Raw genomic sequence first — 23064 nt, 5'->3', positions numbered from 1 at the left:
GGGTGAAGTCCGCCGGTGCGGCCGGGGCGGGCGCGGGCCCGGTTCAGCGGGCGGAGATGCCGCGCAGTGCGAGTTCGACGACCCGGTCGGCGTAGTCGTGGGTGAGCGGGAGGGTGCGCAGCAGCCAGCGGCTGGTCAGCGGGCCGGTGATGAGTTCGAGGGCGATCCGGGGGTCGACGTCCGGGTCGAGGTGCCCGGCTTCCTGCGCCGAGCGCAGCCGCTTGACGTAGAGCTGGAGCTGCGGCTCCAGCACCTGGGCGACGAACTGGGCGCCGAGCTCCGCGTTGACCACGCCTTCGGCCGTCAGGGCGCGGGCGGGGGCGTCGTAGACCGGGGAGTTCAACTCGTCCACGGTCGCGCGCAGTACGGACTTGAGGTCGGCCTCCAGGTCGCCGGTGTCCGGGAGCTCGCGCTCGCCCTGGGCCGCGTCCTCGCCGAGGGCGAGGAAGGCGTCGAGGAGCACGGCGGCCTTGGAGGGCCACCAGCGGTAGATGGTCTGCTTGCCGACCCCCGCGCGGGCGGCGATGGCTTCGATGGTGAGCTTCTGGTAGCCCGTCTCGCCGACGAGGTCGAGCGCGGCGTCGAGGATCGCCCGGCGGGAGCGCTCGCTGCGGCGGGTGGAGTCGGGGGTCTTGGAGATCGCCATGGCGGGCAGTGTAGCGGCGGGTTGAGGCGAAACGTATCGTCTCAACGAGGCCGGACAAGACGGACCGTATCGTCCGATACCCGCCCCGTACCGCAACCTCGGAAGCAAGTGTCACGCCGCCGTTCCGGGCGGCGCGTAAACCACCCGTACGGTTCATGCGCGAGCGGCGCGCAGCGAGGACCATTTGGGCACGCACGACACCATGTGCGTGCCCAACACCACCGTGAGGAGCGCGACTTGCCTACCGCCCCGCGTGCATCCACCCCTCGCCGCTACCTGATGTGCCCGCCCACGTACTACCGGGTCACATACTCGATCAACCCCTGGATGGATCCGGGCAAGCCGGTCGACCTCGCGCTCGCCCTCGCGCAGTGGGAGGAGCTCCGCGACCGCTACCGCGCGCTCGGGCACACCGTGGAGGAGCTCACCCCCCGCCCCGACCTGCCGGACATGGTCTTCGCCGCGAACGGCGCGACCGTCGTCGACGGGCGGGTGCTGGGCGCCCGCTTCGCGCACCCCGAGCGGTGGGCCGAGGCCGGGGTGCACCTGCAGTGGTTCCGCTCGCACGGCTACGCACAGGTGCACGAGCCCGAGCACATCAACGAGGGCGAGGGGGACTTCGCGGTCACCGCCACCTGGCTGCTGGCCGGGCGGGGCTTCCGCAGCAGCCCGCTCTCGCACCCCGAGGCACAGGAGTTCTTCGGGCGCCCGGTCATCGGGCTGGACCTGGTGGACCCGCGCTACTACCACCTCGACACCGCGCTGTGCGTGCTCGACGGGGACGAGGTCATGTACTACCCCGGCGCCTTCTCGCCCGGCAGCCGGGCGGTGCTGGAGCGGCTCTTCCCCGACGCGCTGGTCGCGAGCGAGGAGGACGCGGCGGCGCTGGGGCTCAACGCGGTGAGCGACGGCCGGCACGTGTTGCTGCCGCAGGCCGCGGTGGGGTTGTTCGAGCCGCTGCGGGCCAGAGGGTACGAGCCGATCGGGATGGACCTCGGCGAGTTGCTCAAGGGGGGCGGCAGCGTGAAGTGCTGTACGCAGGAGCTGCGGGGCTGAGGCCGTCTTTCGGCTGCGGGTCGTGGTCGGCTGGTCGCGCAGTTCCCCGCGCCCCTTACGGGGCGCGGCCCCTCAGTCGGCGCTGGCCGGAGGCCACTCGTCCCCCCAGTCCGCGTCCCGCGCGGCCCGGTAGAGGGGGCCGTGCCGCTTGGTCACCGTCTCGCGGGTCAGGCCGTCCTCCGGCGTGCACAGCTCCAGGAGGACCTGGCCCTTGCGGATCTGCGGCTTGCGCACGACCCGCGCGGTCCCGGCCGGCTCCACCGGCCCCCGCACCGCCGCCACGTACGAGAACTTCTCGTCCTCGTACGGGAGCGAGCCTCCCTTCACCTGGCGGTGGAGGGAGGAGCGGCTGACCCGGGCCGAGAAGTGGCACCAGTCGGTGCCCTCTATCGGGCAACCGGCGCTGTGCGGGCAGGGCGCGGCGACGGTGAAGCCCTCCTCGATCAGCAGGGAGCGGGCCTCGATGATCCGGCGGTAGCCGTCCGGGGTGCCCGGCTCGACGATCACCACCGCCCGCGCCGCCCGCGCGGCCTTCTCCGTCACCGCGCGGCGGTCCGCCTCGGTGAGCTCGTTCAGCACGTAGGAGACCGTGATCAGGTCGGCCTCGGGGAGCGTCAGGCCGGCGCCGATCGTCGCCCGCTGCCAGCTCGCCGTGCGCAGCGCCTCGGAGGCGGCCGTGCGAGCCAGCTCCTCGCCGAGCTCCAGCGCCGGGCCCGCCCAGTCCAGGACCGTGGTGCGGTGCCCGCCCTCGGGCCAGGCCGCCGCCACCGCCCAGGTCGCGGCGCCGGTGCCGCCGCCGATGTCCACGTGCGAGGCGGGCGCCCAGTCCGGGAGCCGGTCGCGGAAGGCCTCCAGGGCCGACCGCACGGCCTCGAAGGTCGCGGGCATGCGATACGCCGCGTACGCGGCCACGTCGGAGCGGTCGCGCAGCACGGGGGTGTGGGTAGGGGTGCGCCCCCGGTAGTTGGCGATCAGCCGCTCGACGGCCTGGGTGGCCTGCCGCGGCGGCAGGCCGTCGAGGAGGCCGGCGAGGGCGGTGCGCAGGGTTTCACCGGTGAGCGGGGCCTCGCCGGTCGGCGCGGATTCGGGGGCGTGCATTTGGCGAATTCTATGCGGCTGCGGGGGCGTCCTCGGCGCGCCGCCATGGGCGGCACAGCGTCACGAAGCAGACGACGGCCGCCAAGGCGCAGCCCAGCTGGACCAGGGCCATGGGTACAGCCGTGTGCTCGCCCGCGATGCCGACGAGCGGGGAGGCGACGGCGCCGAGGAGGAAGGTGGAGGTGCCCAGCAGCGCGGAGGCGGAGCCCGCGGCGTTGCGGGAGCGCATCAGGGCCTGGGCGTTGGTGTTGGGCATGGCCAGGCCCATCGCGGACATCAGGACGAACAGCTCGGCCGCGACCGGCGCCAGCCCCGGCTTGCCGAACACCCCGGAGGTCGTCAGCACCAGGGCGACGGCGGCCAGGGTGATGACCACCAGCCCGACGGTGAGCGCCTTGTCGAGGCTGACCCGGCCGACGAGCAGCTTGCCGTTGATCTGGCCGACCAGGACGAGGCCGACGGAGTTGACGCCGAAGAGCAGGCTGAAGGTCTGCGGGGAGGCACCGTAAATGTCCTGCACCACGAAGGGCGAGGCCGAGATGTAGGCGAAGAGTGCGGAGAAGGCGAAGCTTCCGGCGAGCAGGTAGCCCGTGAAGACGCGGTCGGCGAGGAGGCCGCGCATGGTGCGCAGGGCTGCTCCCAGCCCGCCGGAGTGACGGTTCTCCGGCGGCAGCGTCTCGGGCAGGAAGCGCCAGACGAGGAGGCTGAGGGCGAGGCCGACGGCGGTGAGGACGACGAAGACGCCCCGCCAGTCGGTCAGGCGCAGGATCTGGCCGCCGATGAGGGGCGCGACGACCGGCGCCACGCCGGAGATCAGCATGAGGGTGGAGAAGAAGCGGGCCATGGCCACGCCCTCGTGGAGGTCGCGCACGACGGCCCGCGCGATGACGATCCCCGCGGCCCCCGCGAGGCCCTGCACCAGCCGGAAGCCGACGAGCAGCCCGGCGCTGGTCGCGAAGGCGCAGACGGCGGTGGCGAGCACGTAGACGACCATGCCGACGAGCAGGGGCCGGCGGCGGCCCCACTTGTCGCTCATGGGTCCGACCACGAGCTGGCCGAGCGCCATGCCCATCAGGCAGGCGGTGAGCGTCAGCTGCACGGTCGACGCCGGGCTCGCCAGGGAGTCGGTGACCTCCGGGAGGGCCGGGAGGTACATGTCCATGGAGAGCGGCGGGAGGGCGGTGAGGCCGCCGAGCACGAGGGTGACGAGGAGGCTGCTGTGGCGGGTGGCGGCGGGTATTCGGGAGCGCGCGGGGGCGGGGGTGGTGGTGGGGGCGGGGTCCGTCATGGGCTCCATGGTGTCATGGGCGACAAGGAGGAACGGGGCTTACGTCCACGGATGTAAGGGGCTTGCACCCACGGGCCTACGCCTCTGCCGTCCGGCGTTTCCCCCCGTCCCCGGCACTCCCATTTACACCGCTTACGCCGCGCTGAATCCCGGTGCCCCGGCCTCCGAGACGAATCGCGCGGCGGTGGAGACGGGCGCCCCGGGTGTGAGGACGCCGGTGAGCGTGCGGTAGTCGGCCTGCAGGTGCGTGTCGTCGAGGGAGACGACGGCATAGCCCCGGCGCCCGTCGTAGTACTTCATGTGCGGGTTCGCGGCCAGCATCAGGTTCCAGTCGTCCGGGCGCTCGTCGCCGTCGAAGCCGCTGGAGACCGACGTCCCCACCACCTCCACGCCCAGCGTCCGCGAGCCGGGGTCGTCCCAGTCCTCCTTGATGTCCATCGCGTAGTGGACGTGCACGTCACCGGAGAGCACGGCGAGGTTGGCTATGCCGGCCTGCCGCACCCCCGCCAGCACGCGCTCCCGCGAGGCCGGGTAGCCGTCCCAGGCGTCCATGGAGAGCGTGGACCGGTCGGCGGTCGTGTTCTTCCGCCGCGAGAAGGCGACTTGCTGGGGGATCACGTTCCACCGGGCCGTGGACGCCCGGAAGCCGTCGAGGAGCCAGCGCTCCTGCTCGTCACCGGTGAGGGTGCGGGCGGGGTCGTCCGTTTCGGGGCCCGGGTACTGCCAGCCGTCGCCGTAGGCCTGGTCGGAGCGGTACTGGCGGGTGTCGAGGATGTCGAACTGCGCCAGCCGCCCGTACTGGAAGCGGCGGTAGAGCAGGGCGTCCGGGCCGTTGGGGCGGCAGGCCTCGCGCAGCGGCATGTTCTCCCAGTACGCGCGGTAGGCGGCGGCGCGGCGGGCGCGGAAGACGTCGACCGGGTCGTTGTTCTGGGAGATGTCGCCCGCGTAGTTGTTCTCCACCTCGTGGTCGTCCCAGGTGACATACCAGGGGTGGGCGGCGTGCGCGGCCTGGAGGTCGGGGTCGGACTTGCCGAGGGCGTAGCGCAGCCGGTAGTCGTCCAGGTTCCAGGTCCAGTGGGCGAAGAAGTCGGGCAGCGGGCGGTCCGTGTAGTTGCGGGCGCCCGCCTGGGCGTTGATGGCGTTCTCGTAGATGTAGTCGCCGACGAAGAAGACCGCGTCGAGGTCCTCGGCGGCCAGGTGGGCGAGGGCGGTGTAGTACCCCTCGTCGTACTGCTGGCAGGAGAGCAGTCCGAAGCGGGCACCGCCGGTGACGGACGCGTCGGGGGCGGGGGCGGTGCGGGTGCGGCCGACGGGGCTGAACCACTGGCCGGCGCGGAAGCGGTACCAGTAGGTGGCGGCGGGGGCGAGGCCGCGCACATCGAGGTGGACGGTGTGGTTGTCAGCGGCGGGGGCGGGGACGGTGCCGCGCTGCACGACCTGGCGGAACGATTCGTCGGAGGCCAGTTCCCATTGGACGTCGACGGCGCCGTCGGCGGGTAAGCCGTTGCCCACCTCGTAGGGCAGGGGCGCGAGTCTGGTCCACAGGACCACGGAGTCAGGGAGGGGGTCGCCGGAGGCGACGCCGAGGGTGAAGGGGTTGTCGGTGAGTGCCCGTGGGGTCGTTTGGGGGGTCATGCCCACAGGGTGCGCGCGGGTTCGGGCGAGGGGAATAGGTCTGTACCGACGACCCGTTGGGATGTCCATGACCGCGAAGTCCATGTCTACGAACGACGTTCTGCGCTACACCGCCTTCTCCGCCGATCCCGCGGGCGGCAACCCCGCCGGGATCGTGCTGGACGCCACCGGCCTCGACGATGCGGCGATGGCCGCGATCGCGGCGGGGCTCGGCTACAGCGAGACGGCCTTTCTGACCGCGCCGCCGGAGGGGCTGGGGGAAGCGGAGAGGCTGGGCGAGCCGGGCCGGGCGTTCACCCTGCGCTTCTTCAGCCCGCTGGCCGAGGTGTCCTTCTGCGGCCACGCCACGGTGGCGACCGCGGTCGCGCTGGCGGAGCGCGACGGTCCGGGCGAGCTGGTCTTCGCGACGCCCGCGGGGACGGTGCCCGTGACGGTGGACGAGGCGGCGGACGGCACGCTGCGGGCGACGCTGACGAGCGTGGAGCCGCATACGGAGGAGGTGGCTCCCCAGGTGCTGGCCGAGGCCCTGGAGGCGCTGGACTGGCCGGCCGCGGACCTGGACCCGGCGTTCCCGCCGCGCATCGCCTACGCCGGGGCCCGGCACCTGGTGCTGGCCGCCGCGACCCGCGAGCGCCTGGCGGAACTGGACTACGACTTCGAGCGCCTGGCCTCGCTGATGCGCGAGCTGGACCTGACGACGGTCCAACTCCTCTGGCGCGAAAGCGACTCCGTCTACCACGTGCGCGACCCGTTCCCGGTCGGCGGCGTGGCCGAGGACCCGGCGACGGGGGCCGCGGCGGCGGCGCTGGGTGCGTACCTGAGGGAGTACGGGCTGGTGGGCGCGGCAGCCGAACTGACTTTGCATCAGGGCGTTGACATGGGACGACCAGGTTTGCTGGGGGTGGAGTTGCGCGAGGGCGACCCGCGGGTGCGGGTGAGCGGCACGGCCACGCGCATCGCCTGAGGGGGTCTGACGGGGGTGGGGGCGCACGCCCGCCCGTACGCCCCCGAAGCCTGCCATCCGCCGCCCGAATGGCTGATTCCGGGTGTAGCGTCCTCTCAAGCGCGAGGCGACCGACGGGGGTGGCGCATTGAGCCAGGACGGAGACCCTCCACCACCACCGGAGCCGCCGCCGACCCCGCCGGCCCCGCCCGACAACCGCTTCTGGTCGCGGGTGTGGACGTACTGGGTGACGGGCGGCCTGGCCGTGGTCCTGGCGGCCACGATTCCGGTCCTGGTCAAGGCGGGCCCCTTCGCCTCGCACACCACAGACGGCCCGACCCCGACCCCCTCGCCGCCCACCACGCTCGCCGCCTCACCCACGCCCTCCCCGCCCACCCCGGCCTCCACCGTCCGCGTCTCGGCGAGAATCGACAGCGTGGCGTTCGCGGGTGCGGTGACCCCGACGGTCACCAAGGTCCAGGTGAACATGACCTTCACGGGCCTCAAAGGCAGGACCGGCTACATCAAGTGGCACACCTACAACGAAGCCACCAAGATCAGCATGAGCGACGACAGCACGATCGGCTCCCCCATCCTCGGCTGGGACAGCACGGACTGGAAGCCGACCTTCATCGTGCCGACCCCGAACGTCCACTGGCAGCTCCAGGTAACGGCGTACGGCCCGGACGGCACCCAACTGGCGACGAACCACTCGAACTTCACGTTCGCGACGCCGTAATTCTGCAGCAAGGGCTCAAGGACCCCCATGCCTTCACGACGAATACCCCTCGCCTGGCTCGCCGTAGCTGCCGCGACGGTGGCACCACTGGCACTGCCCTCCCCGGCCACGGCGGCCCCGGCGGCCGTCGGCTGCGCCGGCCAGGTGTACGCACCGCCCGGCGGAATCTACGGCCCGGAATCCAGCTGCGCCGTCATCGGAGCGCCCGGCGCCACGGCGGACATCAGCTGGGAATCCGCCGACTCGGACACGGACCCGGCCGTGTGCGTCCAGGCATTCAGCCCTCAGGACAACAAATGGCACCTCCTCGGCTGCGGCACCTCCGGCCGGGCCGCCATCCCGTGGGGCGACAACGTGGCCAGCCTAAGGATCCGAGCGGGCAGCGCGGGCACGGGGACATTCGTCAACTGGACATCGCCGTAAGACACAAGATCACAATCTGGCCGGAGCGCTAGTGTGGTGATCACGACGAGACAACAGTGGGCACTTGGCGGCGACTTGAACGTCGCGAGGGTCGGGTACGGTGCGATGAAGCTGACCGGCTGGCCGAAGGGTGACCGGCCCCGCCGGGAAACGGCACTGGCCATCCTTCGCCGGGCCGTGGAGCTCGGGGTGAACCACATCGACACCTCGCACTACTACTCGCGTGACGGGGTGGCGGCCAACGAACTGATCCGGGAGGCGCTGCATCCCTACCCGGACGACCTGGTGCCTGGCTGCCGGCCCGATCGCCGAACATGCTGCTCATCCCCGGCACCGGCTCACTGGCCCACCTGGAAGAGAACATCGCTGCCGGCGCGCTGAGCCTGAGCCCGGAGGACCTCGCCGAGCTCGGCTGATGGCCTGCCCGGCCCGCGGCAGGGCGGTGCCTACAACCAGCCGCGTTCGTCCGCGGTGCGTACCGCCTCCATGCGGTTGCGAGTACCGGTCTTCGCTATCGCGACCGACAGGTAATTCCGCACCGTCCCCTCGGACAGGTAGAGCTTCGCGGCGATCTCGGCGACCGTGGCGCCGGAGCGGGCCACGTTCAGTACGTCGCGCTCTCGCCCCGTCAGCGGGGACTCGCCCGCCGCGAGGGTCGCCGCCGCGAGGGCCGGGTCGATGACGCGTTCGCCTCGCATGACGCGGCGGATGGCGTCCACCAGGGCCTCGGGACGAGCGTCCTTGACGACGAAGCCGACGGCGCCGGCCGTCATCGCCCGGCGCAGATAGCCGGCGCGGCCGAAGGTCGTGAGGATCACCACGCGGCACTCGGGCATCTGCGCGGTGAGGACCGATGCCGCGGCGAGGCCGTCGAGGCCCGGCATCTCGATGTCGAGCAGGGCCACGTCCGGCCGGTGGGCGCGGGCGGCTTCGACGACCTTGTCGCCGCGGGCCACGGAGGCGACGACCTCGAAGTCCTCTTCCAGTTCGAGCAGCGCGGACAGGGCGCCGCGAATGAGGTCCTGGTCGTCGGCGAGCAGCAACCTGATCGTCATGCGGAGATGCCCTTCGTCGCGCTGCCGGGTCCTTGCGGTCCGGGCCCGTCGAGCGTGACGCGGAGCCGCCAGCCGCCCGGGGCCGCCGGTCCCGCCTCCACCGTGCCCCCGGCGGCGGCCATCCGCTCCCGCAGTCCGGTCAGACCGTTGCCGCCGGGGGCCGGGGTGCCGGTCCCGTCGTCGCGGATCTCCACGCAGGCCGCCGACAGGCTCACGGTGCACCGGGTGGCTCGTGCGTGGCGTACGACATTGGTGATGCCCTCCCGTACCGCCCAGCCGAACAGCTCCTGGTGAGCGGCGTCGACCGCGTCGGTGGCCGTGGGCAGGTCGGCCACGACGCCCGCCGCGCGCAACAGTTCTCTGGCGCGGGCGAGTTCACCGGCGAGCGTCACCTCGCGGTAGCCGGACACGGCGGCCCGTACGTCGTTGAGTATGTGCCGGGACAGGACCTCGACCTCGGCGATCTCCTCCACCGCGCGCGGCGATCCGCTCTCGGCGAGGCGGCGGGCCAGACCGCTTTTGACGGCGATGACGGTGATGGAGTGCCCCAGCAGATCGTGCAAGTCGCGGGCGATCCTGGTCCGTTCGGCCTCCGAGGCCAGGCGCGCGACCTCGGCACGGGCCTCCAGCAGGGCGCGGTTGGCGGCCGCGATCTCCGAAAACCCGCACACCATCAGACTGGTGAAGACGATCATGACGGCCTCCATCCAGCCGGGCCCGCTCCGCCACGGCCGCACCGCCCAGGGCACGACGAGCGCCGCGAACGCTCCGCTTGCGATGATCAGCAGCATGTACCGGCGCAGCATCATCGCCGCGCTGGAGACGACGACGGCGGCGAGGTAGAAGGCGAAGTTCCGGGCCACGGGCAGTTCGGCCGCGAACAACACGGCCATGACGCCGAGCAGCACCCACGCCCGGGCCTGGCGGCCCGAAGCGAAGGAGACACCCGTGAGGGCGTAACACACGCAGAAGGCCGCCACGATGGCGTACCCGACGACCGCGGTGGTGCCGGTCGCGTACTGGGCGACGCCCAAGGCCGTGACACACGGATAGATGAGCATTCCGGTCGCGAGAAGGACGCGCCGCCAGCCCTGCGCCCATCGCGGCGAGTCACCGGCCGGCATGCCCGCCACGTGTGCCCCTCCGACGTCGCCCATGTCAGGCACGCTAACACCGTGCACAGACAGCGTCTTGGCATCTGGCGGGGCGGTCATCGGGCGGCGAACAGGGAGCGCAGGTGCCTGCCGTTGACGACCATGACGACGCCGAGCAGCAGCAGTCCGCAGACCGCCTGCTCGGTCTTCATCCACAGCGGGAACATGCCGGGCAGTGCGATGATCGCGGCGATCGCGATCACCATGACGCCGGAGACGATGCGCAGCCTGCGGTACGCGCCGCGGGAGCCGCGGGCCGTGCGGGCGGCGAAGGCACAGGTGAGCAGGGCGCTGCCGACGACGATGGTGCCGCGGACCCAGACCGCGGGGTTCACCACGGCCGCGTCGTTGCGGAGAAGGGCTATGACCGCAAGGGTCAGCACGCTGAGGGCCAGATAGGAACCGACGAGCGCCTTGACCCGGCGGAACGCTTTCAGACTGACGGGGTGACGAAGGTCTGCCTCGGACACGAGGGTGGGCTGCTTCTGCATGCCCACTATCGTCATCGCGGACACGGTCGCCCCAGCAGTGAGATCGCCCCTTGTTCACCCATGACATTTGTCATGGGCGCGGCCCCCGCTACTTGACGGCGCCGACGCCCGCCGCACCTGGGGCGGTTCAGCGGACCCAGGCGCCGGTGAGGGTCTGGACGGCGGAGCCGTCGAGGTCGGCGAGGGTGGTGGAGACGAAGTCGCGGGCCCACTGCGAGGTCTGGACGCGGAAAGGCGGGCGCTCGGCGGTCAGGGCGTCGATGATCGGCGCGGCGGCCTCGGCCGGAGTCTGGGCGTTGCCGAAGGAGTCCCGGGTGCGGGCGATGTACGCTTCAAGGGCCGGGGCGTAAGGCCCGACCCCGGCAAGCAGGGCTGGTACGTCCAAGCCGAGATTGGCGACGAACTCGCTTGCCACCGCGCCCGGTTCGACCACGGTGACGTCGACGCCGACGGTAGCGGCGACCGGGGCGAGGGACTGCATGAAGCCCTCGACGGCGAACTTGGCCGCGCAGTACGCCTCGTTGAAGGGCTGGCCGACGACGCCGCCGACGCTGCTCACGGTGATCACCCGGCCCCGGGAGGCGCGCAGGTGCGGCAGGGCGGCACGGGTGACAGCCACCACGCCGAAGAAGTTGACCTCCATGGCGGCGCGGACGTCGCCGACGCTGCTCTGCTCGATGGTGCCGACCTGGGCGGCTCCGGCGTTGTTGACCAGCGCGTCCAAGCCGCCGTGCTCGGCGATCACCTCGTCCAGGCAGGCGGCGATGCTCTCGGGATCGGTCACGTCCAGGCGCTTGACCCGGACACGGTCGGCCACGCCCGCCTCGGCGGCGGCCTTCAGCAGCGCCTCGGCCTTGCCCGTGTCGCGCATGGTCGCGACGGCCGTCCAGCCCGCCCGGGCGGCGTCGACGGCGGCGGCCAGGCCGATGCCGGAGGACGTGCCGGTGATCAGAACCGTCTTCGGTGAAGTCATCAAGGCTCTCCTTGCCTGTCGAGAGAAGTGGCGCCAGCCATAACCGGAGAACTCCCCGTTTAACCGCAACGCTAACCGGGGACCTCCCCGGTTGTCCAGCTAGACTGACCCCCAGACGAAGGGAGCAGCCTTGACCCCCCAACCGAGCCCACTGCGGGCCGACGCCCGCCGCAACCGGGAGCGCATCCTCGAAGCGGCCGTGCGCGCCTTCTCCGAGAAGGGCGCGGACGTTCCGATCGACACGATCGCCAAGGCCGCGGGCGTCGGCTCGGCGACGCTCTACCGCCACTTCCCCACACGCGAGGCACTGGTCGAGGCGGCCTACCGCAACGAACTGGCCCGGGTCTGCGACAGCGCCGCGGAGCTGCTGGCCGACTTCCCGCCGGACCGGGCCATGCGCCTGTGGATGGACAAATTCATCGATTACCTGGCAGCCAAGCACGGCATGGCGGACGCCCTGCGGGCCGTGGTCGCCTCCGGTGCGGACCCCTTCGCCGAGACCCTCGACAAGCTCGGCACCGCGATCGGCACCCTGCTGCGCGCCGGCGCCGATGCCGGTCTCCTGCGCTCGGACATCGACCCCTTCGACGTCGGCTTCAGCCTCGCCGGTATCGCATTGATCACCAGCGCTCCCGACCAACGCGAACGCGCCGACCGCCTCCTCGACCTGCTCCTCGACGGGCTCCGCTTCGGAACGGGGCAATAGCCCCATCCTCTGATCCCGCCACGCGGGCCGGGGCAAAAAGAAGCCCCTCAGCCATGAGGCTCCTGCCCGGCTGCGGCCGTCTCGGTAGGCTGGTGACGAAGTCCGGGACGCGCAGCAGCGAACGCGTAGCGGACCAACCACACGCCCCAGGAGCTCTCACATGAGCGCGCATCTCTTGATCCCTATGGCGGAGACGCAGCCCCTCATCTCCGCCCCCCTCGCAGGCAACTGCCCCAGCGCCCGCCAGGAGACCGTCGTATGACCACCGCACCCGCCCCGGAGCCCGCCGAGGAGATCATCCCCCGGCCCGAAATGAACTTCGCCGCTCTACGTGTGGCACTCGCCCGTGTCGCTCCGGTGCGTATGCCCGAATTCCTCGCCGACCGAGATGTGCTGTTCAACCAGGCGACTGCCGAGCAGTCGTTCAGCCCGATCCGGGGATTCCTGGTCAAGTGGGCCACCGAGATCGAAATCCTCCGCCGCCCGGCGCTCTCCCACCGTATGGATGAGGCACAGCGCGCGATCCACACCTTGGACCGGGAGAATCCCGCATGGCGGGCCGCGATGGACGAGGCCCTTGCAGTACACAACCAGGCCCAGGCGGCGGTAGCCGGTGGCTGAGAGCTGGCGCTGGGAGTACGACCCGGATGCCGAGCACGTCATCGGTGGCCTCGACGACCTGGCGTTCGTCGCCCGCGTCGAAACACGCACTGAGGAACTCGTCCGCGCCGCTGCCGCCCTGTACCTCGACGGGACAACGTATCAGGGGGCATCCCCACACTTGCGGCGCGAGGTGATCACCGGCGGGATGTTCGTGTACCAGATCGTGCCCCGCCACCAGTGCGTGTACATCTTGCAGATCACCGTCCTGTGACCGTCACGCAGAGGCAACCGGACTCCCTGTTCGGGAGGGCGGCGGACGAGTCGGCCTGTACGCCGGGTTCTGTCTCCCGGGGGCCTTGCGGCCCTCGGGGAGGCGGCCATCCATCTAGGCCTGGCGTTGCCGTCAGGCTCGTGCGGTCTACCCGCGGACTCGGGCGGGCAGCCCTCGATCATCCGCGCAGGGACACCGAAGTGTCCCATCTTGACCTTGCTCCAGGTGGGGTTTACCTAGCCGTCCGAGTCACCTCGGACGCTGGTGGTCTCTTACACCACCGTTTCACCCTTACCGGGAATCCGAAGATCCCCGGCGGTCTGTTTTCTGTGGCACTGTCCCGCGGGTCACCCCGGGTGGGCGTTACCCACCACCCTGCCGTATGGAGCCCGGACGTTCCTCGGGGGATCCGAAGATCCCACGCGGCCGCCCGGCCGGCTCGTCCGCCGTGACGACCATGTTACCGGCCGCTCACGCGGGGGCGCACCACGGCGAGCGGCGCCCACGGCGTTAGGCTCCGTCCGTCAGCAAAAAGGACAGGAGAACGACCGTGCTCGTGCTGTTGCCGCCGTCCGAGGGGAAGGCCACGGGTGGCACCGGGCCGGTGCTCGAAATCGGCTCCCTCTCGCTGCCCGCCCTCGCCGACGCCCGCGAGGCGGTCCTGGACGAGCTGGTCGAGCTCTGCTCCGCCGACGAGGAAAAAGCCGCCGACGTCCTCGGCCTCAGCCCCGGCCTGCGCGGCGAGATCGCCAAGAACGCCGCCCTGCGCACCGCCGCCACCCGCCCCGCCGGTGAGATCTACACCGGCGTCCTCTACGACGCCCTCGGCCTCGCCACCCTCGAAGGCAAGGCCCGCGCCGCCGCCGAGCGCTCCCTGCTCGTCTTCTCCGGCCTCTGGGGCGCCGTCCGCATCACGGACCCGATCCCCTCCTACCGCTGCTCCATGGGCGTGAAGCTGCCCGGCCTCGGCTCGCTGGCCGCGTACTGGCGCAAGCCCATGGCCCACGCCCTCCCCGAGGCCGCCGCCGACGGGCTCGTCCTCGACCTGCGCTCCTCCGCCTACGCCTCCGCCTGGAAGCCCAAGGGTGACCTCGCCGAGCGGACCGCTACCGTCCGGGTGCTCCAGTCCAAGGTCGTCGACGGCGTCGAGAAGCGGTCCGTCGTCAGCCACTTCAACAAGGCCACCAAGGGGCGGCTCGTCCGCGACCTCTTCACGTCCGGGTACGCACCCGACAACCCGGCCGAGCTCGCCGACGCGCTGCGGGAGCTGGGGTACGTCGTCGAGGGCGGCGCCCCCGCGAAGGGGGCCACTCCGTGGGGGCTTGACGTTGTGGTGACCGAGCTCTAATCGGCTTTGAGCGCTTCCACGAACGCGGTCCAGGCTTGCGCCTGGAAGGTCAGGATTGGACCTTGGGGGTGCTTACTGTCCCTTACGGGGACGAAATCGGGGATATCGGGGGCTATTTCTATGCAGTCCCCGGCGTCGTGCCCGCTGTGGCTGCTTTTCCTCCACTGGGCTGCGCCCAGTACGGTCGCTTCGACGCAATTCCCGCCATTGGCACCGCTGTAGCTGCTCTTGCGCCATGCTGTCATCCCGCCCATATCCTTCCATCGCGTCTGCGATCAGAGCAGCTGATTCACGGGCAGACAGGGCGCCCGCCCTCAGCACATCATAGGTCTGGGAGTGCCGCGCGATAACTGCCGGATCGTTGTTGAAATGACCGCAGTCCAACGATTCGGAGTAAACCCACTCCGTCCCGTCCGGCAGCCTGATCAGCGACATCGAAGTGTCCGGGCGGACGACACTACCGTCGCCCGCAGGCACCACTTGAATGCACACATTCGGTCGTTGTGCCACAGCCAGCAGGTGAGCACACTGATCGCGCATCACAGCCGCGTCCTGCATGACCGTACGGATCGAGCTCTCGTCGAGAACGACCACAAGGAGGGGGCCACCCGGCTCAAGGAAGCGTTGCTGACGACTCATTCGGGCCCGCAACCGTTCCTCGACTTCTTTGTCGCCGCCTCGCACCACCCTGGAGAACAGCGCCCGCGCGTAGTCCTCCGTCTGCAGCAATCCCGGGACCACCTGCGCTTGATACTCGCGGAGCACCACCGCCTCCGCATCCATCGCCGCCCGCCGCTTGAACCAGTCCGGATGGCTGACCTCCGGGTACCAGTCGATGTTCGCTCTCAACCGCGCGAACATCACCCCCGTACCCAGCAGTTGGTCGCACGCCTCCACGAACTGTTCCTGCGGCACCCGCGTCCCCGACTCCACCCTCGCCACCAGCGACCTGTCGCACGGAATCTTCCCCGCCAGTTCCTCCTGCGTCAGCCCCGCGCCCTCCCGGTGGTGTCTCAGCACCTCCCCGAACACCGCCGCCGTCGTCGCCGCCCCACCGCCGCCGTTGCGTCGCTTCATGTCCGCCCCCTGTGACAGGTTGCCCATGGCACGTGCAAAACGTTGTGAGAGTAGGCCGCAACACGGAACTCTGTACGCACAACAAGTAGTTGGTCACCCACACGAGGGTGATCCACAAACGCCCAGCACGCACCGAGGAACCCGGATGGCATCAGCCCCCACCACCACCGACGCAGACCTGCGTACCCTCGCCGCCCAGACCGCCGCCGCGCTGCAATCCGTGTGCCGCGATCACGGGTGGGCCCTGCGGTTCACCCCCGGCCAGCCCATGAGCGGGAGTGCATACGTGCAATTCCCGCCCCTTCGGGTGGACGTCGTGGAACAGATCATCACCGGACTGCGGCGGCTGATGACGTACCGCTGCCTCGAGTGCGCGGACATCAAGCGCAGGCGCGCCAAGGCCATCGAGGCGGGATGTCCGCAGACCGCGGCGGCCATGGCCGTCGCCATGGGGCTGCATCAGCGGGCCGCACACTGACGCGATCCGCACGCTGTCGGCGCTAATCTGCTGCCCGTCATGAACGATTTTGTCGACGAAGCACGCTCACGCGTCGCACATCTCCTGCGGATGGCCAACACCACGGATGACCGGATCAGGGCACAGATCATCGAGTACGCCGACACGACCCCGGAGCCCCCGGTGATAAGCCGGGGCGCCGGGATCGTCACGACGGGGTGTCCCCGCTGTCTGCGGACCGCGTGGCGGCAGCACGACTGCGAGGGGCCGTTGTGGGTCTGCGGCACGTGCGGTCACGTGGAGCCGATCACCGTGCGGTGCCCGCACTGCGAGGTCGACATGACGCCGCCGGCCATCGGCACCCCGGATCTCTGGACGTGCCCCGGCTGCCCCCGGACCGCCGCCACCGGCGACCGCCCGCAGGACATCGAGGACCGGGAGAGCAAGAGGCTGGGCACGGTCTCCCGCTGACCTCGTACCAGAGAGGCCGGCAGGGAGACCCGCCGTTCACCGCAGGTGCGACGTGTCGTTCAGCAGCCGCAGCGACGCGTTGCCGTCGGCGTAGTACGCCACCGCCGACAGCGAGGCCGCCGACAGCTCCATCCGGAACAGCGACTCCGGCGGGGCGCCCAGCGCCAGCCGGACCAGCGTCTTGACCGGCGTCACGTGCGTCACCAGCAGCACCGTACGGCCCGCGTAACGGGCCAGGAGCTTGTCCCGCGAGACGGCGATGCGCCGGGCGACCGCGGCGAAGCTCTCGCCGCCGCCCGTGGGCGCCGCCTTGGAGGAGGCGAGCCAGGCGTCCAGGTCGTCGGGGTAGCGCTCGCGCACCTCGGAGAAGGTCATGCCCTCCCAGGCGCCGAAGTCGGCCTCGCGCAGGCCCTCGTCGATACGGACGTCGAGGCCGAGGCGGCCGGCGACCGCCTCCGCCGTCTCACGGCAGCGCCGCATCGGCGAGCTGACGACGGCCTGGATGGTGCCGCGCGCGGCGAGGGCCGCGGCCGTCGCCTCGGCCTGGCGGCGCCCGGCCGGGGAGAGCTCCGGGTCCGTGCCGCCGCTGCCCGAGAAGCGCTTCTGCGGGGTCAGCGGGGTCTCGCCGTGGCGGAGCAGGACGAAGGTGGTGGGGGTGCCCAGGTCGGCGGCCGCGCCCCAGCCGACGGGGGCGGCCTTCGGCTCGGCGAGCGGCGGCTCGACGGGGGCGGCCTGCGGGCGCTCGGGCACGGCGGCCCGTCCCGGCTCCCACTGCCTGCCCGCCTTGCCCGCGTCCATGGCCTCGTTGGCCAGCCGGTCCGCGTGCTTGTTCTTCTCGCGCGGGATCCACTGGTACGTGACCCGGCCCGCGGGGAATATGGACAGCGCCTGCGCGGCCAGCGGCTTCATGTCCGGGTGCTTGATCTTCCAGCGGCCGGACAGCTGCTCGACGACGAGCTTGGAGTCCATGCGGACCTGGATGCTCGCGTCCGGGTCGACGGCCTTGGCGGCCTCCAGCCCGGCGATCAGGCCCCGGTACTCGGCGACGTTGTTGGTGGCCGTGCCGATGTACTCGGCGGCCTCCGCGACGACCTCGCCGCTGTCGGCGTCCAGGACGACAGCGCCGTAGCCGGCGGGACCCGGGTTGCCCCGGGAGCCGCCGTCCGCCTCGACGATGAAGCGATTCGCCATGGGTGCTTACAGGCCGGACTCGGGCGTACGGACCAGGATGCGGCGGCAGTTCTCGCAGCGCACGACCTCGTCGGCCGCGGCGGCCCGGACCTCGTTGATCTCGGTGATGTTCAGCTCCAGGCGGCAGCCCTCGCAGCGGCGCTGGTAGAGGCGGGCCGCGCCGACACCGCCGGACTGGGTGCGGATCTTGTCGTAGAGCTTGATCAGGCCCTCGGGGACGGAGCCGGCCACGAGCTCGCGCTCCTTGGTGGCCGTGGCGATCTCGGCGTCGATCTCCCTGGTGGCGGTCTCGCGGCGGGCCACCGCGTCGTTGACCTTGGCCTGGACGGACTCGACGCGGCCGGTCAGCTCGGTGACGCGCTCCTGGGCGGCCTCGCGGCGCTCCATGACCTCGAGGACGACGTCCTCCAGGTCGCCCTGGCGCTTGGCGAGGGAGGCCACCTCGTGCTGGAGGTTCTCCAGGTCCTTGGGGGACATCCCGGCGCCGGAGTCCAGGCGCTGCTGGTCGCGGGCGGCACGCTGGCGGACCTGGTCGACGTCCTGCTCGGCCTTGGTCTGCTCGCGGGCGGTGTCGCTCTCCTCGGTCTGCGCGGCGACGAGGAGGTCGCGGTGCTGGGCGAGGTCGCCTTCGAGGGACTGGATCTCGGCGTGCTCGGGCAGGCTCTTGCGCTTGTGCGCGAGCTGGGAGAGGCGGACGTCCAGGGCCTGGAGGTCGAGGAGGCGGATCTGGTCGGCGGGCGCGGCGTTCAGTTGGGGGCTCCTATGAATGGTAATGAGTGGTGGACGCCGCGTGGGCGGTCCAGGGGTCGGTGACCGTACGGGAGACGTGGGTGCGCAGGCCCCAGCCGTGCCGGTCGGAAATCTCGTCGAGCTGGGCCGCGGCCTGCTCGGTCCAGGGCCACTCGGTGGCCCAGTGGGCGGCGTCGACCAGCGCGAGCGGGCCGTGCTCCCGTGCCTCGGAGGCGGGGTGGTGGCGCAGGTCGGCGGTGACGTAGGCGTCGACGCCGGCGGCCCGCACCTCGTCGAAGAGGGAGTCGCCGGAGCCGCCGCAGACGGCGACCGTGCGGATCGTGCGCTCCGGGTCGCCGGCGACGCGGATGCCCTGCGCGGTGGCGGGCAGCCGCTTGGCGGCGCGCTCGGCGAATTCGCCGAGGGTCAGCGGCGGGTCGAGCGCGCAGATCCGGCCGAGGCCGCGGCGGCCCTCGGGGTCGGTGGGGTCGGGCACGAGAGGGCCGGTGACGCGCAGGTCCAGGGCGCCGGCGAGGGCGTCGGAGACTCCGGGGTCGGCGCGGTCGGCGTTGGTGTGCGCGACGTGCAGGGCGATGTCGTGCTTGATGAGGGTGTGCACGGCGCGGCCCTTGAAGGTGGAGGCCGCGACGGTCGTCGTACCGCGCAGGTAGAGCGGGTGGTGGGTGACGAGCAGGTCGGCGCCGAGCCGCACGGCTTCGTCCACGACCTCCTGCACGGGGTCGACGGCGAAGAGGACCCGGCCGACCGTTGCGTCCGGGTCGCCGCAGACCGTGCCGACGGCGTCCCACTGCTCGGCCCGCTCCGGGGGCCAGAGAGCTTCGAGGGCGGCGATGACTTCAGACAGTGCGGGCACGGGGGAAAGGCTACCTGCCTGGCGTGCCGGTGCTTCACTAGCGCCCGCCCCGGTGCAGGTGAGCGGGGCCGGGTCAAGAGGGCCGGGCCGGCCACCGGCGGGCGCCGGGGCCCGCCTCGCCTCCCTCGCTGCGGAAGACGAAGCACATTTGCCGCCCGATCCTCAGGCGAATCGGACAATCTCCACCCTTAAGCGTGAACCGGCAGAGGTCGGAGGGTTAAACGCGAAGCGCGATAACTACGTTCAGTGCCGGAGGTGACGTTTCTCATGACGGTCTGTGCTCCCCACGACACCCAGAGCACGCCTGCCGGCGCTCCCCCGAGTGCCTCGGCGGACATGAGACGGGCGGCTTTCACGGTCACGGTGAACGGCTCGTACGCGGCCCGGCTGGCGCTCGGTCGCGGTGCGGATGGCTGGTTTCCGGAGCGCTGGACGCTCGACGGCCCCGAACCGTACGCGGTCTCGCTGCGCGGCAAGCAGCCCGAGGAGGCCGACAGCGAGGTGCTGCCGCTGGCCGACGGCCGGGTGCTGATCCGGCGCCGGGTCGCCGAGCGGTTCGCGCTCTCGCTGCTCTACCCGGCCGGCCCCGGCACGGGCGAGCTGCCCCTCGGCGCGATCGAGTGCCTGTACCTGTCGCTGCTGCCGCCCGCGCCGGACGGCTCGTCCGCGTACGCGCTGGTGCACCGCGAGAGGTCCACGGCGCTGTGGCTGGTGCACGGCGGCAGCGGCGGCCCCGAGCTGCTGGCCACCGTGCCCGGCCGGTGCACCGGCGGCACCTGGCTGGACCGGTCGGGGCGGCTGCTCGCCCTGGACCGGGAGCTGGACGGGCTGACCAAGGCCGTCGTCGTCGATCTGCGCCGGGGCGGCGAGGTCAGCCCGCTGCTGCAGATCACCGAGAAGAGCAACGACCGGCTGCTGATGGCCGAGCTGGACAGCGGCCTGCTGCTCGTACGGTCGGATGCGCCCGGCACCGACCGGCTCGGGTGGGGCGTGCTCGGCTCGTCCCGCCCGGTGCGCTTCCCCGGCTGCCTGCGGCTGCCCGACGCCCACCTCACCCCCTTCGCCGCCCAGCCGGGCCAGGGGCTGGCGCCCGAGGAGTGCTTCGTGGCGTTCCGGATCGACCGGGGGGCGGCGGGCAGCTGGGTGGGGGTCTGGCGGCCCGTCACCAAGCGGCTGCAGCAGTTCACCGGGCCGGCCGGGTGGCTCGCGGGCGCCGGGATGTGGACCGCCGACGCGGAGCTCAAGCTGCCGTACGTCACGCCCGGGGTGCCGTGCGCGCTGGCGAGACTGCGGCTGCCGGAGGAGACGACGGCCGTGTCCGGCCCCATCTCCGCCAAGGCCGCCGCACTGGAGGAAGAAGAAGAGGAGGACGACGAGGAGGTCGATCCGGCGAGCGCGCTGCGGCCGGTGCCGCTGCAACAGGCACCGTGCGCGCGCAAGCCGGTTTGACCATGGACACGCCGATAGTCCGAGTGGCTGGGTGATCAAGGCCCCGTTAGAGTGGGACGGGGGTCGCGCATGGTCGTGCGTGGAAAGTGTGTTGGCGTCGACGTCTGACACCGTGCGCCGCTGCCAGCGGCCCCGACGCGTACCGCTTGCACCCACACCTCGACGGAGTGACTTCCCCATGTCCGATGCCCGAACCGACACGACCGAGGCGTCCGCCCAGGCCGCAGCCGCCGGGACCGGCAGGCACCGTGGCCCTGCGTCTTCGGAGAACGACCAAGCCCACGCCCATGGCAAGCACCGCCGCCAGGGCGAGACGAACTGACCTCCGCGCCGGGCGGGCCCCTCAGCCCGCCCGGCGTTTCAGTCCCATCACCTCCACCGCCGCGAATGTCTCCCGGCCCGGGCGCGCCGCGTAATAAGGGGTCAGGGCCGCGTCCAGTTCGCCCACCGTGAAGACGTCCCCTTCCGCGTCGAACTGCGCCGCCACCTTCGGCCGCTCCAGCGCCGCCACCATGCCCCCGTGGACGACGAAGACCTGCCCGGTCACCTGCGCCGCCCTCGGCGAGGCCAGATAAGCCACCAGCGGAGCGACATGCTCCGGCGCCAGCGGGTCGAGCCCCTCCTCGGGCGGCGCACCGAAGACGTCCTCCGTCATCCTGGTGCGGGCCCGCGGGCAGATCGCGTTCACCGTCACCCCGTACTTGCGCAGCGCCTCGGCCGTCGACATCGTGAGGCCCACGATGCCGCCCTTCGCCGCCGCGTAATTGGGCTGGCCGGCCGAGCCCGCCAGGAACGCCTCCGAGGAGGTGTTGACGATCCGTCCGTACACCGGCGCCCCGGCCGCCTTGGAGCGCTCGCGCCACAGGGCGGCGGCGAAGCGGACCGTGTTGAAGTGGCCTTTCAGGTGCACGCGCAGGACCGAGTCCCACTCCTCCTCGGTCATGGAGAAGACCATCCGGTCGCGGAGGATGCCCGCGTTGTTGACCAGCACGTCCAGGGAGCCGTAGGTGTCCACGGCCAGCCGGACGAGGTCGCGGGCCTGCTCGAAGTCGGCGACGTCGCCCACGTGCGCCGTGGCGGTGCCGCCCGCCGCCCGGATCTCGGCGGCCACGGACTCGGCGGGCGCCGCGGACGCCTCGCCGGAGCCGTCGCGGCCGGGGCGGCCGTAGTCGTTGACGACGACGCGGGCGCCGTGCCGGGCCAGCTCCAGGGCCTCGGCGCGGCCGAGGCCCCGCCCGGCGCCGGTGACGACCGCGGTCCTGCCGTCCAGCACTCCCATGTCCCTTCCCTCCGTTACATCGTGATCCAGGTGCGCAGCGCCTCGCCCGTGCGCATCTGATCGATCGCGTCGTTGATCCGGCTCAGCGGCACACGGTGGGTGATCAGGCCCTCCAGGTCGATGCGGCCCGCCCGCCACAGCGCGATGGCGCGTTCGTAGGAGCGCAGGGCGTCGCCTCCGCCGTACAGCGACGGCAGGATCCTCTTCTCGTCGAAGAAGAGCTCGAACATGTTGAAGGACAGCCGGTCGTCCGCGGCGCCGGCCCCGACGACGCAGAGCGTGCCGCCGCGCCGGGTCGCCTCGTAGGCGGCGCGGGCGGTGCCGGACTTGCCGACGACCTCGAAGACGTAGTCGAAGCCCTCGCCGCCGGTGATGCGGGCCTTGGCGTCGGCCAGGCCCTCGGGGGCGACGGCCTCGGTGGCGCCCAGGCGCAGGGCCGCCTCGCGCCGGGACTCGACGGGGTCGACGGCGACGATCTGGGCGGCGCCGCAGACCCGGGCGCCCTGGATCGCGGAGACGCCGACGCCGCCGCAGCCGACGACGGCGACCGACGAGCCCGGCGCCACGCGCGCGGTGTTGAGGGCCGCGCCCAGCCCGGTGGTGACCCCGCAGCCGAGGAGGGCCGCGATCTCGTAGGGCACGTCGTCGGGGACCGGCACGGCGCAGGCGGCGTCGACGACGAGCTCCTCGGCGAAGGTGCCGGTGCCCACGAAGCCGAAGATGCCCTTGTCGTGCCGGGTGAAGTTGGGGGTGCCGGACTTCGCGAATCCGGCGAGGCACAGATGGCTCTGGCCGCGCCCGCAGGGGGCGCAGGCGCCGCAGGCGGGCAGCCAGCAGATCAGGACGCGGTCGCCGCGCTTGACGGAGGTCACGCCCTCGCCGACGTCGAGGACGTCGCCCGCGCCTTCGTGGCCGGGCACGAGCGGGGCGGGCTGCGGGAGGACACCGGACATCGCGGAGAGGTCGGAATGGCACAGTCCGGCGGCCCGGACGCGGAGCCTGACCTTGCCGGGGCCGAATCCGGCGGCTTCGACGTCGTCGAGGACTTCGAGCTTGTCCTGGCCGGTCTCGTGCAGGACGGCGGCGCGCATGGCGGAGCTCCCTTCGT

The 23064-nt window shown here is 71.8% G+C and carries 25 protein-coding genes, 1 other RNA gene and 2 pseudogenes; 12 read left to right on the top strand and 16 right to left on the bottom strand.

Going from position 1 to position 23064, the window contains the following annotated elements; genetic code table 11:
• Nucleotides 1-43 precede the first annotated feature (43 nt).
• Nucleotides 44-646 (bottom strand): TetR/AcrR family transcriptional regulator, encoded by a 603-nt coding sequence (locus FHS39_RS08640; protein ID WP_045933311.1) that lies wholly within the window; start codon nucleotides 644-646, stop codon nucleotides 44-46.
• Between the two features lie 204 nt (nucleotides 647-850).
• Between FHS39_RS08640 and ddaH the strand changes: the two genes are divergently transcribed.
• The gene (gene ddaH, locus FHS39_RS08635; protein ID WP_343069445.1) at nucleotides 851-1702 is read left to right on the top strand and encodes a dimethylargininase; all 852 of its coding nucleotides are present in this window, start codon (nucleotides 851-853) and stop codon (nucleotides 1700-1702) included.
• A gap of 72 nt (nucleotides 1703-1774) precedes the next feature.
• Here the strand turns inward: ddaH and FHS39_RS08630 are convergent, their stop codons facing one another.
• From FHS39_RS08630 to FHS39_RS08620, 3 genes are all read right to left on the bottom strand, one after another.
• Complete coding sequence (locus tag FHS39_RS08630) at nucleotides 1775-2800, bottom strand: small ribosomal subunit Rsm22 family protein (RefSeq protein WP_184347970.1); 1026 nt, start codon at nucleotides 2798-2800, stop codon at nucleotides 1775-1777.
• 10 nt (nucleotides 2801-2810) lie between these two features.
• On the bottom strand, nucleotides 2811-4088 hold the full coding sequence (locus FHS39_RS08625) for a multidrug effflux MFS transporter (RefSeq protein ID WP_246470000.1): 1278 nt from the start codon (nucleotides 4086-4088) through the stop codon (nucleotides 2811-2813).
• Nucleotides 4089-4220: 132 nt separating this feature from the next.
• Nucleotides 4221-5723 carry an alkaline phosphatase D family protein gene (locus tag FHS39_RS08620; protein ID WP_246469999.1) on the bottom strand — a complete coding sequence of 501 codons (1503 nt, stop codon included), beginning with the start codon at nucleotides 5721-5723 and terminating at the stop codon, nucleotides 4221-4223.
• Between the two features lie 82 nt (nucleotides 5724-5805).
• Between FHS39_RS08620 and FHS39_RS08615 the strand changes: the two genes are divergently transcribed.
• The 4 genes and pseudogenes from FHS39_RS08615 to FHS39_RS08600 all read left to right on the top strand — a co-directional run.
• The gene (locus FHS39_RS08615) at nucleotides 5806-6687 is read left to right on the top strand and encodes a PhzF family phenazine biosynthesis isomerase (protein WP_184347964.1); all 882 of its coding nucleotides are present in this window, start codon (nucleotides 5806-5808) and stop codon (nucleotides 6685-6687) included.
• 127 nt (nucleotides 6688-6814) lie between these two features.
• Nucleotides 6815-7405 carry a hypothetical protein gene (locus FHS39_RS08610; RefSeq protein WP_184347955.1) on the top strand — a complete coding sequence of 197 codons (591 nt, stop codon included), beginning with the start codon at nucleotides 6815-6817 and terminating at the stop codon, nucleotides 7403-7405.
• 27 nt (nucleotides 7406-7432) lie between these two features.
• The gene (locus FHS39_RS08605) at nucleotides 7433-7828 is read left to right on the top strand and encodes a hypothetical protein (RefSeq protein WP_184347953.1); all 396 of its coding nucleotides are present in this window, start codon (nucleotides 7433-7435) and stop codon (nucleotides 7826-7828) included.
• Nucleotides 7829-7867: 39 nt separating this feature from the next.
• Nucleotides 7868-8116: pseudogene (locus FHS39_RS08600) on the top strand (aldo/keto reductase); the annotation flags it as partial.
• A gap of 158 nt (nucleotides 8117-8274) precedes the next feature.
• Here the strand turns inward: FHS39_RS08600 and FHS39_RS08595 are convergent.
• The 4 genes from FHS39_RS08595 to FHS39_RS08580 form a co-directional block, all read right to left on the bottom strand.
• Entirely contained in the window at nucleotides 8275-8883 is a 609-nt protein-coding gene (locus FHS39_RS08595) for a response regulator transcription factor (protein ID WP_184347951.1), read from the bottom strand.
• A complete protein-coding gene (locus tag FHS39_RS08590; protein ID WP_246469998.1) occupies nucleotides 8880-10040 on the bottom strand; it encodes a sensor histidine kinase in 1161 nt (386 codons plus the stop codon). The genes FHS39_RS08595 and FHS39_RS08590 overlap by 4 nt, the downstream gene beginning before the upstream one ends.
• A 53-nt stretch (nucleotides 10041-10093) precedes the next feature.
• On the bottom strand, nucleotides 10094-10543 hold the full coding sequence (locus tag FHS39_RS08585) for a hypothetical protein (protein ID WP_246469997.1): 450 nt from the start codon (nucleotides 10541-10543) through the stop codon (nucleotides 10094-10096).
• A 112-nt stretch (nucleotides 10544-10655) separates the two neighbouring features.
• The gene (locus tag FHS39_RS08580) at nucleotides 10656-11501 is read right to left on the bottom strand and encodes an SDR family oxidoreductase (RefSeq protein ID WP_184347949.1); all 846 of its coding nucleotides are present in this window, start codon (nucleotides 11499-11501) and stop codon (nucleotides 10656-10658) included.
• Between the two features lie 130 nt (nucleotides 11502-11631).
• Here FHS39_RS08580 and FHS39_RS08575 point away from each other — a divergent pair, with 130 nt between their 5' ends.
• From FHS39_RS08575 to FHS39_RS08565, 3 genes are all read left to right on the top strand, one after another.
• Nucleotides 11632-12207, top strand: a complete 576-nt coding sequence (locus FHS39_RS08575) for a TetR/AcrR family transcriptional regulator (protein ID WP_184347947.1) — start codon at nucleotides 11632-11634, stop codon at nucleotides 12205-12207.
• 258 nt (nucleotides 12208-12465) lie between these two features.
• A complete protein-coding gene (locus tag FHS39_RS08570) occupies nucleotides 12466-12828 on the top strand; it encodes a hypothetical protein (protein ID WP_184347946.1) in 363 nt (120 codons plus the stop codon).
• Entirely contained in the window at nucleotides 12821-13081 is a 261-nt protein-coding gene (locus FHS39_RS08565; protein WP_184347944.1) for a hypothetical protein, read from the top strand. The genes FHS39_RS08570 and FHS39_RS08565 overlap by 8 nt, the downstream gene beginning before the upstream one ends.
• Before the next feature lie 42 nt (nucleotides 13082-13123).
• On the opposite strand, the gene rnpB is transcribed toward FHS39_RS08565, so the two are convergent.
• Nucleotides 13124-13523, bottom strand: an RNA gene (rnpB, locus tag FHS39_RS08560) — RNase P RNA component class A.
• Between the two features lie 108 nt (nucleotides 13524-13631).
• On the opposite strand from rnpB, the gene yaaA reads away from it, so the two are divergent.
• A complete protein-coding gene (gene yaaA, locus FHS39_RS08555) occupies nucleotides 13632-14429 on the top strand; it encodes a peroxide stress protein YaaA (protein ID WP_184347942.1) in 798 nt (265 codons plus the stop codon).
• Here the strand turns inward: yaaA and FHS39_RS25365 are convergent.
• Both FHS39_RS25365 and FHS39_RS08550 read right to left on the bottom strand, forming a co-directional pair.
• Entirely contained in the window at nucleotides 14426-14674 is a 249-nt protein-coding gene (locus FHS39_RS25365) for a DUF397 domain-containing protein (protein ID WP_343069444.1), read from the bottom strand. The two genes, yaaA and FHS39_RS25365, sit on opposite strands and share 4 nt — an antisense overlap.
• Before the next feature lie 37 nt (nucleotides 14675-14711).
• Nucleotides 14712-15506: pseudogene (locus FHS39_RS08550) on the bottom strand (helix-turn-helix domain-containing protein); the annotation flags it as partial.
• A gap of 145 nt (nucleotides 15507-15651) precedes the next feature.
• Here FHS39_RS08550 and FHS39_RS08545 point away from each other — a divergent pair.
• Together FHS39_RS08545 and FHS39_RS25360 are read left to right on the top strand one after the other, a co-directional pair.
• Nucleotides 15652-15984 carry a hypothetical protein gene (locus FHS39_RS08545; protein ID WP_184347937.1) on the top strand — a complete coding sequence of 111 codons (333 nt, stop codon included), beginning with the start codon at nucleotides 15652-15654 and terminating at the stop codon, nucleotides 15982-15984.
• A gap of 39 nt (nucleotides 15985-16023) precedes the next feature.
• A complete protein-coding gene (locus tag FHS39_RS25360) occupies nucleotides 16024-16434 on the top strand; it encodes a hypothetical protein (RefSeq protein WP_246469995.1) in 411 nt (136 codons plus the stop codon).
• 36 nt (nucleotides 16435-16470) lie between these two features.
• Here the strand turns inward: FHS39_RS25360 and FHS39_RS08535 are convergent, their stop codons facing one another.
• Genes FHS39_RS08535 through FHS39_RS08525 form a run of 3 tightly spaced genes read right to left on the bottom strand, consistent with a single transcriptional unit; the run spans nucleotide 16471 to nucleotide 19228 of the window.
• Nucleotides 16471-17625: a bifunctional RNase H/acid phosphatase gene (locus FHS39_RS08535; RefSeq protein ID WP_184347935.1), complete on the bottom strand. Its 1155-nt coding sequence runs from the start codon at nucleotides 17623-17625 to the stop codon at nucleotides 16471-16473.
• A gap of 6 nt (nucleotides 17626-17631) precedes the next feature.
• Nucleotides 17632-18375, bottom strand: coding sequence for a CT398-like coiled coil hairpin domain-containing protein (locus FHS39_RS25815; protein ID WP_184348800.1), 744 nt, complete (start codon nucleotides 18373-18375; stop codon nucleotides 17632-17634).
• A gap of 10 nt (nucleotides 18376-18385) precedes the next feature.
• On the bottom strand, nucleotides 18386-19228 hold the full coding sequence (locus tag FHS39_RS08525; RefSeq protein ID WP_184347933.1) for a Nif3-like dinuclear metal center hexameric protein: 843 nt from the start codon (nucleotides 19226-19228) through the stop codon (nucleotides 18386-18388).
• Between the two features lie 336 nt (nucleotides 19229-19564).
• Between FHS39_RS08525 and FHS39_RS08520 the strand changes: the two genes are divergently transcribed.
• Nucleotides 19565-20677, top strand: a complete 1113-nt coding sequence (locus FHS39_RS08520; protein ID WP_246469992.1) for a hypothetical protein — start codon at nucleotides 19565-19567, stop codon at nucleotides 20675-20677.
• 343 nt (nucleotides 20678-21020) lie between these two features.
• Here the strand turns inward: FHS39_RS08520 and FHS39_RS08515 are convergent, their stop codons facing one another.
• Both FHS39_RS08515 and FHS39_RS08510 read right to left on the bottom strand, forming a co-directional pair.
• Nucleotides 21021-21956, bottom strand: a complete 936-nt coding sequence (locus FHS39_RS08515; RefSeq protein WP_184347922.1) for a 3-oxoacyl-ACP reductase — start codon at nucleotides 21954-21956, stop codon at nucleotides 21021-21023.
• A 14-nt stretch (nucleotides 21957-21970) separates the two neighbouring features.
• Nucleotides 21971-23047, bottom strand: a complete 1077-nt coding sequence (locus tag FHS39_RS08510; protein ID WP_184347919.1) for a Zn-dependent alcohol dehydrogenase — start codon at nucleotides 23045-23047, stop codon at nucleotides 21971-21973.
• Between the last annotated feature and the right edge of the window lie 17 nt (nucleotides 23048-23064).

Origin of the sequence: Streptomyces olivoverticillatus (assembly GCF_014203555.1) — a bacterium.
Classification (GTDB): domain Bacteria; phylum Actinomycetota; class Actinomycetes; order Streptomycetales; family Streptomycetaceae; genus Streptomyces; species Streptomyces olivoverticillatus.
Note: the sequence above shows the minus strand (reverse complement) of the source record. Positions and strands in the feature narration are given on the sequence as shown.

Excerpts from the sequence above, each read along its gene's own strand:
- FHS39_RS25360 (WP_246469995.1), top strand. The coding sequence starts at position 16,024 with ATGAACGATTTTGTCGACGAAGCACGCTCACGCGTCGCACATCTCCTG.
- FHS39_RS08520 (WP_246469992.1), top strand. The coding sequence starts at position 19,565 with ATGAGACGGGCGGCTTTCACGGTCACGGTGAACGGCTCGTACGCGGCC.
- FHS39_RS08640 (WP_045933311.1), bottom strand. The coding sequence starts at position 646 with ATGGCGATCTCCAAGACCCCCGACTCCACCCGCCGCAGCGAGCGCTCC.
- FHS39_RS08510 (WP_184347919.1), bottom strand. The coding sequence starts at position 23,047 with ATGCGCGCCGCCGTCCTGCACGAGACCGGCCAGGACAAGCTCGAAGTC.
- FHS39_RS08535 (WP_184347935.1), bottom strand. The coding sequence starts at position 17,625 with ATGGCGAATCGCTTCATCGTCGAGGCGGACGGCGGCTCCCGGGGCAAC.
- FHS39_RS08590 (WP_246469998.1), bottom strand. The coding sequence starts at position 10,040 with ATGGGCGACGTCGGAGGGGCACACGTGGCGGGCATGCCGGCCGGTGAC.
- FHS39_RS08605 (WP_184347953.1), top strand. The coding sequence starts at position 7,433 with ATGCCTTCACGACGAATACCCCTCGCCTGGCTCGCCGTAGCTGCCGCG.
- FHS39_RS08630 (WP_184347970.1), bottom strand. The coding sequence starts at position 2,800 with ATGCACGCCCCCGAATCCGCGCCGACCGGCGAGGCCCCGCTCACCGGT.
- FHS39_RS08545 (WP_184347937.1), top strand. The coding sequence starts at position 15,652 with ATGGCATCAGCCCCCACCACCACCGACGCAGACCTGCGTACCCTCGCC.
- FHS39_RS08625 (WP_246470000.1), bottom strand. The coding sequence starts at position 4,088 with ATGACGGACCCCGCCCCCACCACCACCCCCGCCCCCGCGCGCTCCCGA.
- FHS39_RS08580 (WP_184347949.1), bottom strand. The coding sequence starts at position 11,501 with ATGACTTCACCGAAGACGGTTCTGATCACCGGCACGTCCTCCGGCATC.
- FHS39_RS08620 (WP_246469999.1), bottom strand. The coding sequence starts at position 5,723 with ATGACCCCCCAAACGACCCCACGGGCACTCACCGACAACCCCTTCACC.
- FHS39_RS08595 (WP_184347951.1), bottom strand. The coding sequence starts at position 8,883 with ATGACGATCAGGTTGCTGCTCGCCGACGACCAGGACCTCATTCGCGGC.
- FHS39_RS08585 (WP_246469997.1), bottom strand. The coding sequence starts at position 10,543 with ATGACGATAGTGGGCATGCAGAAGCAGCCCACCCTCGTGTCCGAGGCA.
- FHS39_RS25365 (WP_343069444.1), bottom strand. The coding sequence starts at position 14,674 with ATGACAGCATGGCGCAAGAGCAGCTACAGCGGTGCCAATGGCGGGAAT.
- FHS39_RS08570 (WP_184347946.1), top strand. The coding sequence starts at position 12,466 with ATGACCACCGCACCCGCCCCGGAGCCCGCCGAGGAGATCATCCCCCGG.
- FHS39_RS08515 (WP_184347922.1), bottom strand. The coding sequence starts at position 21,956 with ATGGGAGTGCTGGACGGCAGGACCGCGGTCGTCACCGGCGCCGGGCGG.
- FHS39_RS08615 (WP_184347964.1), top strand. The coding sequence starts at position 5,806 with ATGTCTACGAACGACGTTCTGCGCTACACCGCCTTCTCCGCCGATCCC.